Annotated in this window: 17 protein-coding genes, 1 other RNA gene and 1 pseudogene; 9 read left to right on the forward strand and 10 right to left on the reverse strand. The window is 64.7% G+C overall.

Annotated features, from left to right (window positions below; translation table 11 throughout):
• Positions 1–110: 110 nt before the first annotated feature.
• The 3 genes and pseudogenes from MAB_RS25340 to MAB_RS01685 form a co-directional block, all read left to right on the forward strand.
• Positions 111–346 (forward strand): annotated as a pseudogene (locus MAB_RS25340) (HNH endonuclease signature motif containing protein); the annotation flags it as partial.
• A gap of 8 nt (positions 347–354) precedes the next feature.
• Positions 355–449: signal recognition particle sRNA small type (ffs, locus tag MAB_RS01680), an RNA gene on the forward strand.
• A 48-nt stretch (positions 450–497) separates the two neighbouring features.
• A complete protein-coding gene (locus MAB_RS01685) occupies positions 498–1,781 on the forward strand; it encodes an aspartate aminotransferase type Ic (protein ID WP_005083681.1) in 1,284 nt (427 codons plus the stop codon).
• Here the strand turns inward: MAB_RS01685 and MAB_RS01690 are convergent.
• The 3 genes from MAB_RS01690 to MAB_RS01700 are packed head-to-tail and all read right to left on the reverse strand — an operon-like array spanning position 1,778 to position 3,778.
• Entirely contained in the window at positions 1,778–2,434 is a 657-nt protein-coding gene (locus MAB_RS01690) for a hypothetical protein (protein ID WP_005090565.1), read from the reverse strand. The genes MAB_RS01685 and MAB_RS01690 overlap by 4 nt on opposite strands.
• A gap of 31 nt (positions 2,435–2,465) precedes the next feature.
• Positions 2,466–3,200, reverse strand: a complete 735-nt coding sequence (locus tag MAB_RS01695; protein ID WP_012296292.1) for a hypothetical protein — start codon at positions 3,198–3,200, stop codon at positions 2,466–2,468.
• 29 nt (positions 3,201–3,229) lie between these two features.
• A complete protein-coding gene (locus MAB_RS01700) occupies positions 3,230–3,778 on the reverse strand; it encodes a hypothetical protein (protein ID WP_005072456.1) in 549 nt (182 codons plus the stop codon).
• Positions 3,779–4,061: 283 nt separating this feature from the next.
• Between MAB_RS01700 and MAB_RS01705 the strand changes: the two genes are divergently transcribed.
• Complete coding sequence (locus MAB_RS01705) at positions 4,062–6,053, forward strand: DNA polymerase III subunits gamma/tau (RefSeq protein WP_005092044.1); 1,992 nt, start codon at positions 4,062–4,064, stop codon at positions 6,051–6,053.
• On the opposite strand, the gene MAB_RS01710 is transcribed toward MAB_RS01705, so the two are convergent.
• The 5 genes from MAB_RS01710 to MAB_RS01730 form a co-directional block, all read right to left on the reverse strand.
• Positions 6,050–7,360, reverse strand: a complete 1,311-nt coding sequence (locus MAB_RS01710; protein ID WP_005083673.1) for a class I SAM-dependent methyltransferase — start codon at positions 7,358–7,360, stop codon at positions 6,050–6,052. The genes MAB_RS01705 and MAB_RS01710 overlap by 4 nt on opposite strands.
• Positions 7,357–8,727, reverse strand: coding sequence for an FAD-binding oxidoreductase (locus MAB_RS01715; RefSeq protein ID WP_005121857.1), 1,371 nt, complete (start codon positions 8,725–8,727; stop codon positions 7,357–7,359). Before MAB_RS01715 ends, MAB_RS01710 begins: the two co-directional genes overlap by 4 nt.
• 67 nt (positions 8,728–8,794) lie before the next feature.
• The gene (eno, locus tag MAB_RS01720) at positions 8,795–10,069 is read right to left on the reverse strand and encodes a phosphopyruvate hydratase (protein WP_005083669.1); all 1,275 of its coding nucleotides are present in this window, start codon (positions 10,067–10,069) and stop codon (positions 8,795–8,797) included.
• Positions 10,066–11,040 (reverse strand): phosphotransferase family protein, encoded by a 975-nt coding sequence (locus MAB_RS01725; RefSeq protein WP_005083666.1) that lies wholly within the window; start codon positions 11,038–11,040, stop codon positions 10,066–10,068. Before MAB_RS01725 ends, eno begins: the two co-directional genes overlap by 4 nt.
• A complete protein-coding gene (locus MAB_RS01730) occupies positions 11,027–11,698 on the reverse strand; it encodes a TetR/AcrR family transcriptional regulator (RefSeq protein ID WP_005087056.1) in 672 nt (223 codons plus the stop codon). Before MAB_RS01730 ends, MAB_RS01725 begins: the two co-directional genes overlap by 14 nt.
• A 91-nt stretch (positions 11,699–11,789) precedes the next feature.
• On the opposite strand from MAB_RS01730, the gene MAB_RS01735 reads away from it, so the two are divergent.
• From MAB_RS01735 to MAB_RS01745, 3 genes are read left to right on the forward strand one after another with little or no spacing between them, the layout of a single operon-like run.
• Complete coding sequence (locus MAB_RS01735) at positions 11,790–12,983, forward strand: acyl-CoA dehydrogenase family protein (RefSeq protein WP_005083663.1); 1,194 nt, start codon at positions 11,790–11,792, stop codon at positions 12,981–12,983.
• 13 nt (positions 12,984–12,996) lie between these two features.
• Entirely contained in the window at positions 12,997–13,818 is an 822-nt protein-coding gene (locus MAB_RS01740; protein WP_005087054.1) for an enoyl-CoA hydratase/isomerase family protein, read from the forward strand.
• A 49-nt stretch (positions 13,819–13,867) separates the two neighbouring features.
• The gene (locus MAB_RS01745) at positions 13,868–14,308 is read left to right on the forward strand and encodes an SRPBCC family protein (RefSeq protein ID WP_005083660.1); all 441 of its coding nucleotides are present in this window, start codon (positions 13,868–13,870) and stop codon (positions 14,306–14,308) included.
• Here MAB_RS01745 and MAB_RS01750 read toward each other — a convergent pair.
• Positions 14,305–15,054, reverse strand: coding sequence for an Rv3717 family N-acetylmuramoyl-L-alanine amidase (locus MAB_RS01750; RefSeq protein ID WP_005092049.1), 750 nt, complete (start codon positions 15,052–15,054; stop codon positions 14,305–14,307). The genes MAB_RS01745 and MAB_RS01750 overlap by 4 nt on opposite strands.
• Positions 15,055–15,219: 165 nt before the next feature.
• Here MAB_RS01750 and MAB_RS01755 point away from each other — a divergent pair, with 165 nt between their 5' ends.
• Both MAB_RS01755 and recR read left to right on the forward strand, forming a co-directional pair.
• Positions 15,220–15,564: a YbaB/EbfC family nucleoid-associated protein gene (locus MAB_RS01755; RefSeq protein ID WP_005083655.1), complete on the forward strand. Its 345-nt coding sequence runs from the start codon at positions 15,220–15,222 to the stop codon at positions 15,562–15,564.
• Positions 15,557–16,165 carry a recombination mediator RecR gene (gene recR, locus MAB_RS01760; protein WP_005063138.1) on the forward strand — a complete coding sequence of 203 codons (609 nt, stop codon included), beginning with the start codon at positions 15,557–15,559 and terminating at the stop codon, positions 16,163–16,165. Before MAB_RS01755 ends, recR begins: the two co-directional genes overlap by 8 nt.
• Positions 16,166–16,175: 10 nt before the next feature.
• Here the strand turns inward: recR and MAB_RS01765 are convergent, their stop codons facing one another.
• On the reverse strand, positions 16,176–16,877 hold the full coding sequence (locus MAB_RS01765) for a hypothetical protein (protein WP_005072469.1): 702 nt from the start codon (positions 16,875–16,877) through the stop codon (positions 16,176–16,178).
• Between the last annotated feature and the right edge of the window lies 1 nt (position 16,878).

Consider the following 16,878-nt stretch of genomic DNA (forward strand, 5'->3'; position numbering starts at 1 on the left):
GCTGTCGGTGACAGTCGTTGGTGTTCGAACATGGGTTCGATTGGGGTGGTGGAGGCGGCGGTTGATGCTGTCTGCGCTGAGTCGATCGAGGATTTGATCGCCGGTGAGGCGGCTGCACCCACCCAGGCTGCCACGTCCCCGGATACCTCTGCGAGGCCCACCACATCACCGAATGGGCCCACGACGGCCCCACCGACATCGACAACCTCACCTTCGCCTGCGCACCGCATCACCGTCTCCTCAACCACGGCTGGACCACCCGAAACACCCCAACGGCGCCACCCAATGGATACCCCCACCACAGTTAACGCTGGGGGAGGAAAGGCAGCTGACCCCGTCCTATTAGACTGGGAGGCCGGACCCCGCGCGGCGTCCATCCTGTGAACTCCCCCAGGGCTGGAAGGCAGCAAGGGTCAACGGGCTCTGGCGGGTGCGCGGGGTCCCCTTTCCGAAGATCGCGCCTCCGGATGCCCCACTGGGACGAATAGGGGAAAGCCGTGTCATTCCTGTCGCTCGGTTCCGACGAACTCGCAGCTCAGCATCGCTTGCAACAGGAGAACTACAGTCAGCTCAAGGCCAAGGGCCTATCGCTGGATCTCACCCGAGGCAAGCCCGCGCCCGAGCAGCTCGACCTGTCCAACGGTCTGCTGGCGCTGCCTGGTGAAGGCGACTATCTCGACGGCAATGGCACCGATACGCGCAACTACGGCGGCGGCAACGGCCTACCCGAGCTGCGGGCCATCTTTGGTGAGTTACTCGGTATTCCTGCGCCCAACCTGATCGCGGCCAACAACGCCAGCCTCTCGCTGATGCATGACGTGATCGTGTACTCGCTGCTGCACGGCAACGTCGACTCGCCGCGTCCTTGGCGCCAAGAGTCAACACTCAAGTTCTTATGCCCAGCCCCGGGCTACGACCGCCATTTCGCGATCACCGAATCCTTCGGCATCGAGATGATTCCCATCCCGCTGCGCGAGGACGGCCCCGACGTCGACCTCATCGAGGAACTGGTCGCCGCCGATCCTGCGATCAAGGGCATGTGGACCGTTCCCGTCTTCTCCAACCCGACGGGCACTGTCTACTCGTGGGAGGTCGCCCGTCGGCTGGTTCAGATGAATACAGCGGCACCGGACTTCCGATTGTTCTGGGACAACGCCTACGCCGTGCACACGCTCACGCACGACTTCGTCCGGAACGTGGATCTACTGGGGCTTGCCGAGACTGCGGGACACCCCAACCGTCCGTTGATCTTTGCTTCCACCTCGAAGATCACTTTCGCTGGTGCGGGAGTCAGTTTCTTGGGCGGATCGTTGGCCAACATCGCGTGGTATCTGCAGCACGCCGGCAAGCGCAGTATCGGGCCCGACAAGGTGAACCAGCTGCGGCACCTGCGCTTCTTCGGTGACGCCGAGGGTGTCAAGCTGCATATGCAGAAGCATCAGCAGATCCTTGCGCCTAAATTCCAACTGGCACTTGAGATCCTGGACGATAGGTTGAGTGAGAGCAAGATCGCGTCGTGGAGTGAGCCCAAGGGCGGATATTTCATCAGCCTCGATGTGCTCGACGGCACCGCCAAGCGCACGGTTGCGCTGGCCAAGGAAGCCGGCATTGCGCTCACCGAAGCGGGGGCCACGTTCCCGTATCGAAACGACCCAGACGACAAGAACATTCGTCTGGCACCCACGTTTCCGCCGCTGGAGACAGTTGGCGCCGCCGTTGACGGCCTGGCGACCTGCGCGCTGCTAGCGGCGACCGAAAAGCTTTTGGAGCGTGGCGCTTAGGGTGCGTTCTGCACCTTGGCAACCTGCTTGTTGAGCAGTGTCAGCGCCAGTTTGTCATCGTCACTGGACCACGGCTCCATGGCGCGTAGGACTTTGACGGTCACCGTGGCGCCGCGCGGATGCGCTGTGAGCGTCTTGATGGTGATTTCGACGGTCTGCTCACCACCCAGGCCCAGGCCTCCGCTGAAGACGGATTCGGTCGTGTCTACGGTGGCCCCGGAAGCCTTCCCCATCTTGACACTGCCCGTCCCCTCAACTCCGTCGAGATCCAGGGTGACGGACTTGCACCGCCCGGCCTTTTCTTCCAGTGCCGAGAACGAGTCGGTGATGCCCTTGCCGACCACCACGTCCACCCGGATGGCTCCATCCTCGTATTGCGCGGCGGCCTGCTCGAAGGGCACGGTGTCGTGATTGACGAAAATATTGCACTCAACCGGGCTCACGCTGGGGCCATCGTCGCCGGGCTGCTTGAGCACCTCGTAGGTGCCGGCACCGGCCGGAAAGTCTTCGCGCGGTAGGAGCAGACTTTCCGGGTCGCCGTTGGGCAGGCCGGGCGAGCCGTCTGTCTTCGCCTCGCCCTCCACGACGCTGGTGCACGCCGAGACGATGATCAGCGCAGCGGATATCGCGCCGATGGGCAGTATGCGCGTCACAGGACTTCCCCCAACTTGTGTGCAGACCGGCTTACGGGGCGTTCTGAACCTTGGTGATCTGCTTGTTGAGTAGATCCAACACCAACGTGTCTTGTTCGGGTGTCCACGGATCGATGAACCGGTCGACTTCGATCCTGACGGTCGTTCCGCGAGGATGCGCGATCGCGATATGCGATTCGACACCTATCTGGTCGCCGTCGGGCCCGAGAAGACCGCCGACCTTGACCAATTTGGACGCCACTGCGGCCCCGGGTAAATCAGCGATGGAGACCTTCGCTTTCATCGCCACCCCATCACCTTCCATCTGAACCGAGGCGCATTCTTGAGCACGCTGGGCAAGCTCGTCGAACGATTGCTTGATCCCCAGCCCGACGCTGCTCTCCGCCATCACGGTGTCGGCGTCGTACTTGGCGCGCGCCCTGTCGTAATCGCCGTCGCCCTCGGAAATGAACTCGTAGCACCCGGGCGGATCGACCTTCTCCGGCTTGGATTTACCAGTTTTTTCCTGGTCCAACTTGGGCTTGTCCTCGATGGTGAACGTGCCATTGCCGGCGGGGAAGTCTTCCCGGGTGAGCAGCAATGCGGTCGCCGGGCCGATGGGCAGTTTTACGGTCGGTTCGGCCGACTGTTGCGAACTCGACGACGATGCCGCCGGATCGTTCGGCGTCTCCCGGGATTCCCGGGAGCAAGCGGCGGTGAATGCGAGCGCGATGACACTCGCGCCGACCGCTAACGCAGTGCTCATATCAACGCAAGGTGTCTTCATGCGCGGACTTTAACGAAGATTACCGCCGTCTACGGCGCTTCTTGGACTTTGGCGATCTGCTTATTGAGCAGGGCCAGCGCCAGGGCGTCATCCTCGGCGGTCCACGGCTCGGCGGTCCGAGTCACCGATACCTTTACCGACGTCCCGCGAGGAAAAGCGCCGAGAATGCTGCTTTGGATGGGAACCTGCTGCCCGGCGGCTGTCGCGTGGCCCACCAGCACGAGCTTCTTGGCTTCCACCGCTGCCCCGGGAACATCGGCGAAGGTCACAGTGGCGTTGACGGTGATCCCGCTCATCTCAAAGGTCACTGTGGGGCACTTCTTCGCGCCCTCTTCGGCTTTGGCGAAAGAACCGTCTGTGCCGAGCGCGACTGTGCTGTCCGCATCTAGGGTCTCGGTCGAATACTTGGTGCGCGCCTCGTCGAGCTTGTCATTCTTCTTGTCCTCGTTGACCACATCAGCGCAGATGGCCGGGGTGACCACCGGGTCGGGCCGCTCCGCATCGTCCTTCTGGATGGCCGCCTTGTCCTGGACAAGGAACTTGCCGTTCCCTTCGGGGTAGTCGGTCCGCGCGAGCATGAGACTTTCCAGCGCGGCGGTAGGTAACTTCGCCTCGAGTGTGGACGCAGTCGGAATACTCGTCGAAGGCGAACTTTCTGTTGGCTGTCCATCGGTTGAGTCATGAGAACAAGCCGAGGTAAAGGTCATGACTAGGGCGGTTGCTCCGGCGGCCAGCACAGTTGTGGCGCTCACCTTATTGGTAGGCATGAGCGGACACTAGCAAACAATATGACCGGCGGCGACCGCTGGGCTCATGGCGGGCGCACGTAACCGTCTGTGGGCGCCGGTACCCTTGCTCTCCGTGGCCCTGTACCGCAAGTATCGCCCGGCGACCTTCGCCGAAGTCGTCGGCCAGGAGCATGTCACCGGACCGTTGACCACTGCCCTGGATGCCGGCCGGATCAATCACGCCTATTTGTTCTCGGGGCCCCGCGGTTGCGGCAAGACGTCTTCTGCCCGCATCCTGGCCCGCTCCCTGAACTGTGTGCAGGGACCCACCTCGACGCCGTGCGGAACGTGTGAATCCTGTGTCGCGTTGGCGCCCAACGGTTCGGGCAATGTCGATGTCATCGAGCTCGACGCCGCCAGCCACGGCGGTGTCGATGACACCCGTGAGCTACGCGACCGTGCCTTCTACGCGCCGGCTCAATCGCGCTACCGCATCTTCATCATCGATGAGGCGCACATGGTCACCACGGCGGGCTTCAACGCGCTACTCAAGATCGTCGAGGAGCCGCCCGAGCACCTGATCTTCGTCTTCGCCACCACCGAGCCGGAGAAGGTGCTGCCCACCATCCGGTCGCGGACCCACCACTATCCGTTCCGTCTGCTGGCACCCAAGACGATGCGTACGCTCGTCGAAGGCATCTGCGCGCAAGAGAACGTGTCCGTTGACGACCCGGTGTACCCATTGGTGATCCGGGCCGGCGCCGGCTCTCCGCGTGACACCTTGTCGGTACTCGATCAGCTGCTTGCCGGGGCCGATGAGGAACGCGTCACCTATCAGCGGGCACTCTCGCTGTTGGGTGTCACCGATATCGCGTTGATCGACGATGCGGTGGATGCGCTTGCCGCCGGTGACGGCGCCGCGGTGTTCGGTGCGATTGAGGGTGTGATGGATGCCGGGCACGATCCACGCCGGTTCGGCACCGATTTGCTTGAGCGCTTCCGCGACCTGATTGTGCTGCAGGCTGTTCCGGATGCGGTGGAGCGTGGGGTGGTGGATGCGCCGCAGGATGTGCTTGAGCGCATGCGTGAGCAAGCCGAGCGCATCGGTCCCGCCACCTTGACCAGGTATGCCGAGGTGTTGCATGCGGGTCTGGGGGAGATGCGCGGTGCGACAGCGCCGCGGCTGCTGTTGGAAGTGGTGTGTGCGAGGCTGCTACTGCCCTCGGCTACCGATGCGGAATCGGCGGTGCTGCAACGTGTCGAGCGCATCGAGAAGCGGCTGGACATGTCGGTGCCGGAGGCGGACGGCGCCAGCGCCGCGCCACGCTTTGTCCGTAAATCTCAAGCGGCTGCTGCCCCGGCCGCGGAAACTGCTGCGTCACCCGCTCCGGCGCCCCAACCTCCCCGCCCGGCCCCTGAACCACCCGCGCCGATACCCGGCCCGGCGCCTGAGCCGCCCGCGCCACGTCCGGAACCCGAGCCGGCCCCTGAGCCCGAGCCGGCTCCGGAACCCACGCCAATCCCTGAGCCACCCGCGCCGGAACCAGCTCCCGAGCCAGAGCCGGAGCCGGCCCCAGTACCGGAGCCCGAACCTGCTCGTGAACCGCGTCAGCCCGGTGCGCTGGACACCACCGCTGTGCGCAATGCCTGGGCGGAGATCCGCGCCAAGGTGCGGGATCGGAGCCGCACCACCGAGGTCATGCTGTCGGGCGCCACTGTGCGCGCCATCGATGGCAACACCCTTGTGCTGTCGCACGATTCGCCGCCACTAGCCAAGCGCATCACCGAGTCGCGCAATGCCGAGGTCATCCGCGAGGCGTTGAGGGATGCGCTCGGTGTCAACTGGGAGATCCGCTGCGACGTGGGCAGCGCCGAGGCCGCCGCGCCCGCTGCGTCGCGTCCCGCCAAGGCCGCCCCACGCGTGGTGACGCGGCCCAGCCGTCCCACGCCCGATCCCGAGCCGGTTCCGGAGCCTGAGCCCGAGCCGCCGTCGCCCGAGGACGAGGAGGAGCAGATGCTCGCCGAGGCCGGGCAGAGCGAGGCTGGGCCTCGGCGCGATCCGGAAGAGGTCGCGCTGGAGCTACTTCAGAACGAGCTGGGCGCCCGTAAGATCGACCCCAATTAGGGCTGCCACCATGGGCGCAGCGGCAACTCGGAGCCGCCTCGCTCGTCGAGTTTCGTGGCCAGCACCTGGTGCAGCTGAACCACGTTGCGCTCGAAGCCCAGCCGCGACCCGGCCATGTACAGCCCCCACACCTTCGCGGTGGCCTCACCCACTTCGGCAACGGCCTCATCCCAATGCTCGACGAGGTTGGCGCACCACTCCTTGAGCGTCAGTGCGTAGTGGTGGCGCAGGTTCTCCTCGTGCAGCACCTCCAGCCCGACGTTCTGTATCTCGGTGATAATCCGCCCAGATCCGGTCAGCTCCCCATCAGGGAATACATAGCGATCAATGAAATACCCTGCGACGGCAGATGTTCGATTGTCGGGCCGCGTGATGCAGTGGTTGAGCAGCAGACCGCCGGTCTTCAGCCGTGACTGCAGAAACCGGAAGTACGCGGGATAATTCGCGATGCCGATGTGCTCCGTGAGGCCGATCGATGAGACGGCGTCGAACTCACGCTCGGTGGTGTCGCGGTAGTCGGCGTGACGAACTTCGGCCAGGTCCGCGAGGCCCTCGTCGGCGATGGCTTTCTGCGCCCAGGCCGCTTGCTCGGCCGACAGCGTGACACCGGTGGCCCGCACACCGCGCCGGGCCGCGTACCGGACCATCGACCCCCATCCACAGCCCACGTCCAGTAGCCGGTCGCCGGCCTTGAGTGCCAGCTTGTCGAATACCAGCCGGTACTTGTTCTCCTGCGCCTCTTCCAATGTGGCCTCGGCATCGGGGTAGCAGGCACACGTATATGTCATCGACGGGCCAAGCACCCACTCGTAGAACGTGTTTGAGACATCATAATGGTGGTGGATGGCTTCGGAATCGCGCGTTTTGCTGTGCCGGAAGCCCTCGACCATCCGCCGCCAACGGGGCAGGGCCTCCTGTGGCGGCGGGGCGATGGGGCGCAGATGCTCAAGTCCTATCGATCTGACGATATTGGCCAGCACCCGTGCCGGTGGGCGCTTGAAGTCCAGCCGCTCGGCCATGGCCTTCAGCAGCTCGTAGGGGTCTCCGGGGTGTACCCCCTGCATTTCGATATCACCGGAGACATATGCGCGTGCCAGCCCTAGATCCCCGGGTGCTGTAGCCAGATACGTTGTGCCGCGCGGCGTCAGCAGGTCGAGCCCCAGTTCGGCGTTCTCGGGCCCTGCGGTGCTGCCGTCATACGCGCTGAAGCGCAGCGGCAGGTCACCGGCTGCCATGAGTTCCAAGATTTCGGCCAGCGAAAGCTTGCCGTTTTCGCCCCGCGCATTCTTGGCCTGTGTCGTTGTCATTGTCGCCGCACCGCCTTCGCATAGAGATCCAGCAATCGGTTATCCGGGTCGTACGTCTTCTTCAGCGTCTGGTAGTGCTCGCCACCGTAGAGGGGCTCGAATTCATCGCGTGTATAGAAGGATTCGGAATACAACGACTTGTGTCCTCCTAACTCACTGACCTTGCGTTCGATGAGCCGATTAGTCGCTCCCTCGACGGCGCCCGCGGGCACCGATGACCAAAACCCGATGTTGACATATGTCTGCCCCGGCCGTATCGGGTACAGCGGCCAGCCTTCGCTGTCACGTAACCGCAACGGACACACCCACACCGGTTCGATCGGTATTTCATCGAGGAACCAGCGCAGAAACTCCGGGGTGCGCGAGATCGGTACCTCGACGTCCTGAACCACACGTTCCCGGGCGGGTCGCCCGTTAAACCTCTCGATACGGTCGGCGATGTCATAGCGCTGGTCCAGGGCGATCAGCTTCCAGTACACGCTGCTGCGCCGGTACTTCCGCGGCCACAGCCGGCGGATACCCGGATTCTGCGCCCCGAAGGCCCGGGAACACCAGAACCAGTCGGTATCCCAGCGCCATAGGTAGTCGTGAATTGTCAGGCGGTCGTTGCTGATTCCGTCGGGGTGCTGAATGGATCGGTAGTAGACGCGTTGCCCCGTGTAGTCGCTCACTGGGCCTGGCGCAGCCGTCAGAGCACCTAAGGATAGGTAGCACTCGTCGGCGGCGAACACCACGCCATCGAGATAGTCCACGGACTCGCCCTCGTAGGCGGCGGTGTTCACGATCGATTCCATGACCGACACCAGTTCTTCGAGGCTGTGGAATCTTATGTGCCGCAGGGCCACGAATGGCTTGACGGGTTCTAGTTGGATGCGCAGGCGCACCGAGTAGCCCAGTGTGCCGTATGAGTTGGGAAATCCCCGGTACAGATCCGCCAGACGATCCGGTGCTGCCGTGACTATCTCACCGGAGCCGGTGAGGATGTCCATCTCCAGAACCGACTCGTGTGGAAGCCCATTGCGGAAGGACGCCGATTCGATGCCGAGTCCAGTTACCGCTCCGCCCAGCGTGATCGTCTTGAGTTGCGGTACGACCAGTGGTGAGAGTCCGTGGGCAAGCGTGGCGGCCACCAGGTCTTCGTACGTGCACATGCCGGCCACCTCGGCCGTCCTGTTGACGGGGTCCACGTCGATGACACCGGTAAGCCCCGAAGTATCCAGGCCCGGTGTAGTCGGCTTTGCCCTTGCGCGGAACAGATTTGACGTGGGCTTAGCCAAGCGGACAGTCGCCGTCGTGGGAATGGCCCGGTAACTTCGCAGTAGCCGGTTCACTCCCTCGGCGTGCGCCGATCCCGATGCGATAGGCACAGTTTCTACGCTAGCCCGCTTCGGGGCGGTCCGCACCCGAGATCTCGATTAGGCGACCAAAACGTGCCTAGCCGAGGGACAATCGTCCTAGCCGAATCGGTGCTCCGCCAAGCTGTTCGTCGATGCGGAGCAGCTCGTTCCACTTGGCGGTGCGTTCGGATCGGGTGATGGAGCCCACCTTGAGTTGCTCGGCTCCCCATCCGACCGCCAGGTGCGCGATGGTGACATCCTCGCTTTCGCCGGATCGCGCGGACACGATGGTGTCCCATCCGCAGTCGTGAGCGGTGTCGTGTGCGGTCTTGGCGGCACTGAGCGTGCCCGCCTGATTCGGCTTTACCAGTAAGCCGTTGCATGCGCCGGACTCGGTTGCTCGCCGCACCCGGCCGGCGTCGGTCACCGTGAAATCGTCTCCGACAACCAGGACACGATGTCCCACTGCTTGAGTGAAGGCTGCCAGCGCTGCCGGGTCATCCTCGGCTAGCGGGTCCTCGATGGAGGCGATCGGGTACTTATCGATCCAACCGATCAGAACCTCCGACCATGCGTCGGAGTCGAGCTCGGTGCCATCGAGCCCCAGGCGGTAGCGGCCGCCGCTACCGAACTCAGTCGACGCGATATCCAGGGCGATTGTGGCCTGGGTCCCCGGCTGCAAACCAGCGCGTTCGATGGAGGCCACCAGTAGCTCCAGGGCATCCTCGTTGGAGTCCACCATCGGCCACCAGCCACCCTCATCGGCAACGCCGGCGAGTCTGCCTCGGTCGGAAAGTATTGCTCCGCAGGCGCGGTGAATCTCCGCTAGCCAGTTGAGGCCTTCTTCTATCGTGTTCGCCGCAGCGGGTACCACCATGAAGTCCTGGACGTCGGTCCGGCGCGCCGCGTGCGCGCCCCCACCGATCACTTGGATCTCGGGCAGCGGCATCGCGGCCGGTTTGTCACCGATCAGATACCGCCACAACGGGATTCCGTGTGATGCGGCCGCGGCGTGGGCGGCCGCCATGGACATCGCCACCGCGGTATTGCCGCCGATGGCTGCGAACTCGGCCGATTGGTCGGCAGCCGTCAGCGCCGCATCCACGGCCTGCTGATTCGCGGCGTCGACGTCTACCAGATGGTGCGCCAGCCCGCGGGCCGCGGCCACGGCCGCTGTCACGTCGTACCCCGCGAAAGGCCCGCCGCCGTCCCGTAAATCGGTAACCTCACCGCTGCCGCGGGACGCGCCTGCCGGGGCGATTGCGCGCCCGGTACTGCCGTCGCTCAGCAGCAACTCCGCCTCGATGGTCGGACGCCCCCGGGAGTCCCATACTCGTCGGGCGTGGACTCTGCTGATTCGTGTTCCGGTCATAGCCCTTCCAACTGTTGTGCGACGGCCAAGGGGTCCGTGGCCGATTCGTGTAGCGCCCTCCCGGCCCGTGTACGCAATGATTCACGTTGCGCGGTAGACAAGTAGTCCACGGGTGAACGCCCGTCGATACGGGCGAGCGCCAACGCGGGCAGCAACCGCGCGATGCGGGCGGCCACCGCATCTGGCGGCTCCCAGGAAACGCCTCGCAAGTACGCGGTGAGCAGCCGAGTGCTCGTTTCCTGTAGTAGCGCACGGTGCTGTGGCTTCCATATCCGCTTGAGTAGTAGATGATTGAGGCAGAACGCGAGATCGAAGGCGGGATCTCCGTACCAGGCGCATTCGGCATCGGTGAGCACCGGTCCGTCGCGGGTCACGATGATGTTCTTTGGGCTGACGTCTCCGTGGACGAGCGCGATGTGTGTATCCGCTAGATCGTGCGCGAGCTCCGACAAGGCGGCAGCGTGCGCGGGGGAACGCACTGCCGAGTAACGCAGATACGGCTCGATCCGCAATGCCTCGAATAGATGGTCTGACGCGAATTCGCGTGCTGTCGAGTCGTTACCGGCGGTTTGGGCGTGTATCGCGGCAAGGCGGTCACCCAGCACGGCGCCCACGTCCGCATCGACGCGGCCGGCCGCCAGATCATCTCGCCAGGACGGAATTGGGCCCAGATCGGTCATCGCGAACGCGTGCAGATCGTCGTCGGCCACCACGATCTGCGGGGCGAATGCCGGAACGATCGTGGCGGCGGCTGCGAGGTAGCGCGCCTCGAAGGTATTGCGCTCCAGCGGAACCACCCACTGCGCTTGCACGCGTAGCCGTTCGACGGCGCGCTTGACCACCACCGATTCCCCAGAGCTGAGCCGGACCCGCCATACCTCAGAGGACACCCCTCCGGTCAGTGGCTGGGCCTGCACTGGCGTGAGTCCGGCGCGGGACAGAAGTGTGACCACCCAGTCAGGTAGCGCCATGGGCGCCTTCGGATTTCCACCACAGCGCGTTGAACCAGATGCGCGCCAATGTGTCGATGGCCTCCTCGTCGGTGACCGCGCTGCGCCCTCTTTCGCCGCCTTCCACCAGCCAGACGTAACAGAAGTAGTCCAGCATCGCTCCGATCGCCGAGGCAGTGATGTCGGGATCCATGCCGGGGCAGTACCCGCGCGCCTGCAGGTGTCGGATGTTGTTGGCGATCATCGTGCGTGCCGGTGCCCGCAGGTTGCGCCAGTAATCCACGAATGTGGGGTCGACCTGTGCCGCCTGGAACACGCCGGAGAGGACCGGTGCGTGCTCGCGATAGGTGGTCCAGTACACCGTCACGATGTCCCTGATCACCTCATGGGGCGGGCGATCACTGGTGGCCACCGTGTCCCCGCGCGCATAGGCGTCATCGCGGAACTCATCGACCATGGTGCGCAGCAACTCGGCCTTGTCGGTGAAGTAGTTGTAGAAAACTCCGACGGATTTCCCGGCCTCGGTGGTGATGTCGATAACCCGCGTCTCGGCGTACCCGACTCTGGAGATGACCACGCGCGCGGCGTCCATCAAGGCACGTCGGGTACTGCGGCCGCGTTGTGTCGACGGCTGATCGGGGCCGGAGGGTGGGATCGATGAATCGCTAGACATCACCACGCCGCCAAGGCTACATTAAACCTGAATCGTGATTCAGTTTCGGTCCGATCGCATGTCATCCACTAATGATTGCGCAGGTTGCGAGGTTTTGATGACGAGTTCGACAGCAGTGCAGCCAGATGCCGTACAGCGTGCGCGTGAGCTCGCTCCGGCGATCGCAGCCCGGGCGCTGGAGGCCGAGCGGCTGCGTCGAATGCCCGATGAGACCATCGCCGAGTTGTCGCGATCGGGACTGTTCAGTTTGATGGCGCCGCGGCGATACGGTGGCGATGAGGCAAGCCTGGAGACCTTGGTCGGTGCGGTCATCGAGGTGGGCAAGGTCTGTGGATCGACCGCCTGGACCTTCTGTATCTACGGGATTCACAACTGGCTGGCCGGACTGTTTCCCGAACAGTTGCAGGACGAGATGTTCGGCTCGGTGCCCGCCGGCTCTCCCTTGCTGTTTCCGGGCAGCTGGTCGCCCTCGGGTATCGCCACCCCGGTCGAGGGCGGCTACAAGATAACGGGGCGTTGGCAATTCGGCAGTGGTGTCTGGCACTCGTCGTGGGCGTCCGTCGCGGCAGTCGTCCAACACGAGGAGCCGCCGAAGTATCCGGACCTGCGTACCTTCATGATCCCCAGGTCTGATCTGGAGGTCATTGACACCTGGTTTACTTCCGGCCTGCGAGGCACAGGAAGCATGGACATCGCGGTCAACGATGTCTTCGTTCCAGAGCACCGGGTGCAGGAATTCGGCCCACTGGCACGAGGGCAGTCGCCGTCCGCGGAGCTGCACGGTTCCGCTATTTACCGGATTCCGTTGTTCTGCGCCTTGTCCAATGTCGCCGCCGCGCCTGCGGTGGGTATGGCTCTGGGCACGGTGGAGCTGTTCACCGAGAAGATCAAGACCCGGGTGATGCGGTACTCGATGCAGGAACAGTCCAAGCTCGCTACGGCGCATAGACGGATGGGACATGTTGCGGCGCAAGCAGAGTCGGCGCGCACCCTACTGCTACAGACCGTGCGTGACGTAGAGGACAAATTACGTTCCGGAGAGGGACTGACCACCGGGGACCGGGTGGCGGTACGCCGCAACTGCGCCTACATCGTCGAGGTATGCAAGCAGGCCATCGGTGAGGCGGTTGAGGCGTGTGGGGCCTCCGCGCAGTACGAGGATTCGCCGCTGCAGCGACACCTGCGCGACGTGAATACGTTGTCCACTCATGTTGTCTACGACACAGATTCGGCTTACGAGCTGTACGGGCGGGTGGAACTCGGGCTGCCGCCGGGATCCGTCGCGTTCTGATGGGTGTCGGCTCGTGAACGCTGGGATACCGGAGCTCACCGGGTTGCGTTGTGCGCTCGATGACCGGGTGCTGACGGTCCTGTTCGATCACGGCCAGCTCAATCTTCTTGACGGGCCGCTCATGTCGAGCCTGTCGCGGCTTGCACGGTGGCTTTCTGGGAGCGACGACGTGACCGTGGTGCTGTTCGGCAGTGCCAACCCGGATTTCTTCATCGCTCACCTGAATGTCGAAATCCTGCAATCGGCCACGGCTCGTACGGCGGAATCGGTCGCGTCCTTCCAGCGCCTGGTCGGCAGGTTTCGCGCACTGCGGCAAGCCACCATCGCCCTGGTGGAGGGCAGGGTCGCGGGTGGGGGCAGTGAGTTCCTGCTGAACCTGGACATGCGGTTCGCGGTACGCGGCAAGGCCCTCTTCAACCAGGTGGAGACCGGCCTGGGCATTGTGCCCGCCGGATCGGGCCCGCAACACCTGGTTCAGGGCATGGGGCGGGCGCGGGCACTCGAGGTGATTTTGGGTCATGAGGATTTCGGCGCCGACCTGGCGGAACGATACGGCTGGGTGAACCGCGCCCTGAATCCCGATGAGGGGTGGCGGTTCGTGAATCGGCTCGCCCGGCGTATCGCTGCCAATCCACTCGACCTGATCGCGGGGGTCAAGAACACGGTGGACGCGCTGGCCAGCGACCTGGAGCCGGGGCTGGCCGCTGAGCGGGCAGCGATCGTTGCCGCGTTCGCCGATGAACACAGCGCCCGACGAATCGCACACTTTCTACAGCGCGGCGGTCAGACTGTAGAGGGGGAACGCCGCCTGGGCGATCTGGTGAGCGAGCCCTAGACTGCGACTACAACCAGTAGTAGAACCAAGTAGTAGCGAGGGAGAACTCATGGGTCAGGTCAGTGCGTCCAGTTCGGTGTTGATCGACGCGGCGCCGGAGGCAGTGCTCGCCGCGGTCGCCGACTACCAGAATGTGCGCCCGCAGATCCTGTCCAGCCACTACCGCGACTACCAGGTGCTCGAGGGCGGTCAGGGTGAGGGCACGGTGGCGTCCTGGAAGCTGCAGGCCACCGAGTCGCGCGTGCGGGATATCAAGTCGGCCGTGAGCGTGGCTGGGCATACCGTCATCGAGAAGGACGCCAACTCCACCCTGGTGACCACGTGGACTGTGGCACCCGCCGGGCCCGGCTCATCCGTCACCACCAAGACCGCGTGGACCGGTGGCGGCGGCATCAAGGGATTCTTCGAGAAGACCTTTGCCCCGTTGGGACTCAAGAAGATTCAGGCCGAGGTACTGGCCAATCTCAAGCAGGTGGTGGAAAAGGGTTAGCCGCCGGCGGGCGCGGCCTCGGGCGCCGGGGCCGCGGCGGGCGCCGTACCGCTGAGGTACGCGACGATGCCCTGGACAACGGCTTGCGCGTACTTTGACCGGCCCTCCGGGCTGGTCATCATCGCGGAGTCCTGGGCGTTCTTCATATTGCCGAGTTCCACGAGCACCTTCGGGTGCTGGGCGAGGTTGAGACCCGCCAGATCGGAGCGGCCGTAGAGTCCGCCGGTGCCGATGTATGTCGCCGGGGTGAGGCCCGCGGCCTGCAGGCTGTCGCGCATGGTCTTGGCGAAGCGCAGTGTCGGCTCACCCTGCACGGCGTTCACGGGAGGGTTCGAGTAGTTGACGTGGAAGCCGTGGCCGCCGGCCGGACCGCCGTCGGCGTGGATGCTCACCACCGCGTCCGGGTTGTAGCTGTTCTCGATCTCCGCGCGCTTGTCGATGCAAGGGCCGAGCTTATTGTCGTCTCCGCGTGTCATGGCGGTACGCACGCCCAGTTGGGTCAGCTGCTGCCGAATAAGCAGCACGGTGTTCCACGTGAAGGTGTGCTCGGGGTATCCGCCGTCGGTGGCGGTGCCGCTGGTCTGACAGCTCTTGGTGCCACCGCGGCCGTCGGGCACCTGATTGTTGATCGAACTGTCATTGGCGCCGTTGTGCCCGGGATCGAGCACAACGATGCGTCCGGCGATACCGGGTGCCGCGCCTGCGGTGAAGGTGGTAGGTGCCGATGGCGTGGCGACCGGCAGCACCGTCACCGATGCCGCTGTTAGTAGCGCCGTCCCAGCTAGACCCGCGGCGCGCCAGAAACTCACTCGCACGTCGCCACGGTAGCCCGCACGGCGGCTACCCTTGTTGACGACCCGCCGAGGCCCGGCGAGCGTGACCAAGTTGATACCCGCCTGTTAAGGAGACACATGCAACCCGGAGGCGCCCCGGATATGTCGGCCCTGCTCGCGCAGGCACAGCAGATGCAGCAGCAGTTGATGGCTGCTCAGGCGCAGATCGCGGCGGCCGAGGTCACGGGGGAGTCCGGCGGCGGTCTGGTGCGGATCACCGGCAAGGGCAGCGGTGAGGTGACCAGCGTCCAGATCGATCCCAAGATCGTCGACCCGGAGGACGTGGAAACCCTGCAGGACCTGATCATCGGCGCACTTGCCGATCTGACGTCGAAGACCCAGGAGCTGGCAAGCCAGCGGCTGGGCCCGCTGGCGGGTGGTCTCGGCGATCTTGGCGGAGGGCTGGGATTGCCCGGTGTTTGAGGGCCCGGTCCAGGACCTCATTGACGAGCTGGGCAAGCTGCCCGGGGTAGGGCCCAAGAGCGCGCAGCGCATCGCATTCCATTTGTTGGGTGTCGAGGCGCCCGATATCGATCGACTGACCGCTGCACTGACGAGGGTGCGCGACGGCGTTCAGTTCTGCGAGGTGTGCGGGAACGTCTCCGATAAGGAGCGTTGCCGCATTTGCGCTGATCCGCGCCGTGACATCGCGCTGGTCTGCGTTGTCGAGGAACCCAAGGATGTGCAGGCGGTCGAACGCACCCGTGAATTCCGGGGCCGCTACCACGTGCTCGGCGGCGCGCTGGATCCGCTCTCGGGAGTCGGGCCCGATCAGCTTCGGATTCGGGAACTGTTGACCCGCATAGGAACCGAGGAGGATGGGGTGTCCATCTCCGAGGTCATCATCGCTACCGACCCGAATACCGAGGGCGAGGCCACCGCGACCTACTTGGTGCGGATGCTGCGCGACTTCCCCGGGCTCACCGTCACCCGATTGGCCTCCGGCCTACCGATGGGCGGAGACCTGGAATTCGCCGATGAGCTGACGCTCGGACGTGCCCTCTCGGGTCGCCGCCCCCTCTGACTTCTGGGGCTCAGGGGACGATCAGGAACTGTGCTTGACCCGGATTGCCCTGCGCTCCCGACACCGCCACCGAGGTCCCAGGATCGCCTGGTGAGCCCGGATTGGGCTGAGGCCCGGGCCCGCTGCAGTCTGAGGAGGACGAGAAAACCCCCGTCGTCGCACCGTTGGCGCCCACCGATCCGCCTCCTCCGCCACCGCCGCCTATCCCACCATTGCCGCCCGTGCCGGCCGACACGTCCATCGGGTGGGTGCCCAGGGACAGGTCGTGCTGGCATTTGACGAGGATGGCGCCGCCGTTGCCGCCGGTACCGGCGAAATTTCCGTCTCCGCCGCGCCCCCCGGTGCCGCCGTTGCCGCCGGTTCTGCCGAATTCGCAGTCGTCCCCGTCGCCGCCTTTGCCGCCGGTGCCTCCGGTTCCGCCTGCTCCTCCGTGCCCGCCGTTGCCGCCGCGGCCACCCTTGGCTTGCAGCGTCACGCCATCCATGAAGGTTTCCACCTCGAAGTCGATCACGCCGCCGTGGCCGCCGGGACCGCCAGCACCCCCGGGCCCGCCGTTACCGCCGGTCCCACCCGTGCCACCTCGGGTGGCGCAGTCGTCGTCAATCCAGTTGCAGTTGGCCATCGCCCCTGCCGCGCCGGTGGCTCCTTGGGAACCTTGCGCACCTGTCGCTCCGGCGTCGCCGTCGGGACCATTGCTGATGATGTTCGCCATG

This window comes from Mycobacteroides abscessus ATCC 19977 (assembly GCF_000069185.1).
In the GTDB taxonomy this organism is placed as follows: domain Bacteria; phylum Actinomycetota; class Actinomycetes; order Mycobacteriales; family Mycobacteriaceae; genus Mycobacterium; species Mycobacterium abscessus.

Coding starts and splice junctions, on each gene's coding strand:
- MAB_RS01735 (WP_005083663.1), top strand. CDS start 11,790: ATGACGAGTTCGACAGCAGTGCAGCCAGATGCCGTACAGCGTGCGCGT.
- MAB_RS01710 (WP_005083673.1), bottom strand. CDS start 7,360: ATGACAACGACACAGGCCAAGAATGCGCGGGGCGAAAACGGCAAGCTT.
- eno (WP_005083669.1), bottom strand. CDS start 10,069: ATGACCGGAACACGAATCAGCAGAGTCCACGCCCGACGAGTATGGGAC.
- MAB_RS01765 (WP_005072469.1), bottom strand. CDS start 16,877: ATGGCGAACATCATCAGCAATGGTCCCGACGGCGACGCCGGAGCGACA.
- MAB_RS01725 (WP_005083666.1), bottom strand. CDS start 11,040: ATGGCGCTACCTGACTGGGTGGTCACACTTCTGTCCCGCGCCGGACTC.
- MAB_RS01700 (WP_005072456.1), bottom strand. CDS start 3,778: ATGCTCGCGCGGACCGACTACCCCGAAGGGAACGGCAAGTTCCTTGTC.
- MAB_RS01745 (WP_005083660.1), top strand. CDS start 13,868: ATGGGTCAGGTCAGTGCGTCCAGTTCGGTGTTGATCGACGCGGCGCCG.
- MAB_RS01755 (WP_005083655.1), top strand. CDS start 15,220: ATGCAACCCGGAGGCGCCCCGGATATGTCGGCCCTGCTCGCGCAGGCA.
- MAB_RS01695 (WP_012296292.1), bottom strand. CDS start 3,200: ATGAAGACACCTTGCGTTGATATGAGCACTGCGTTAGCGGTCGGCGCG.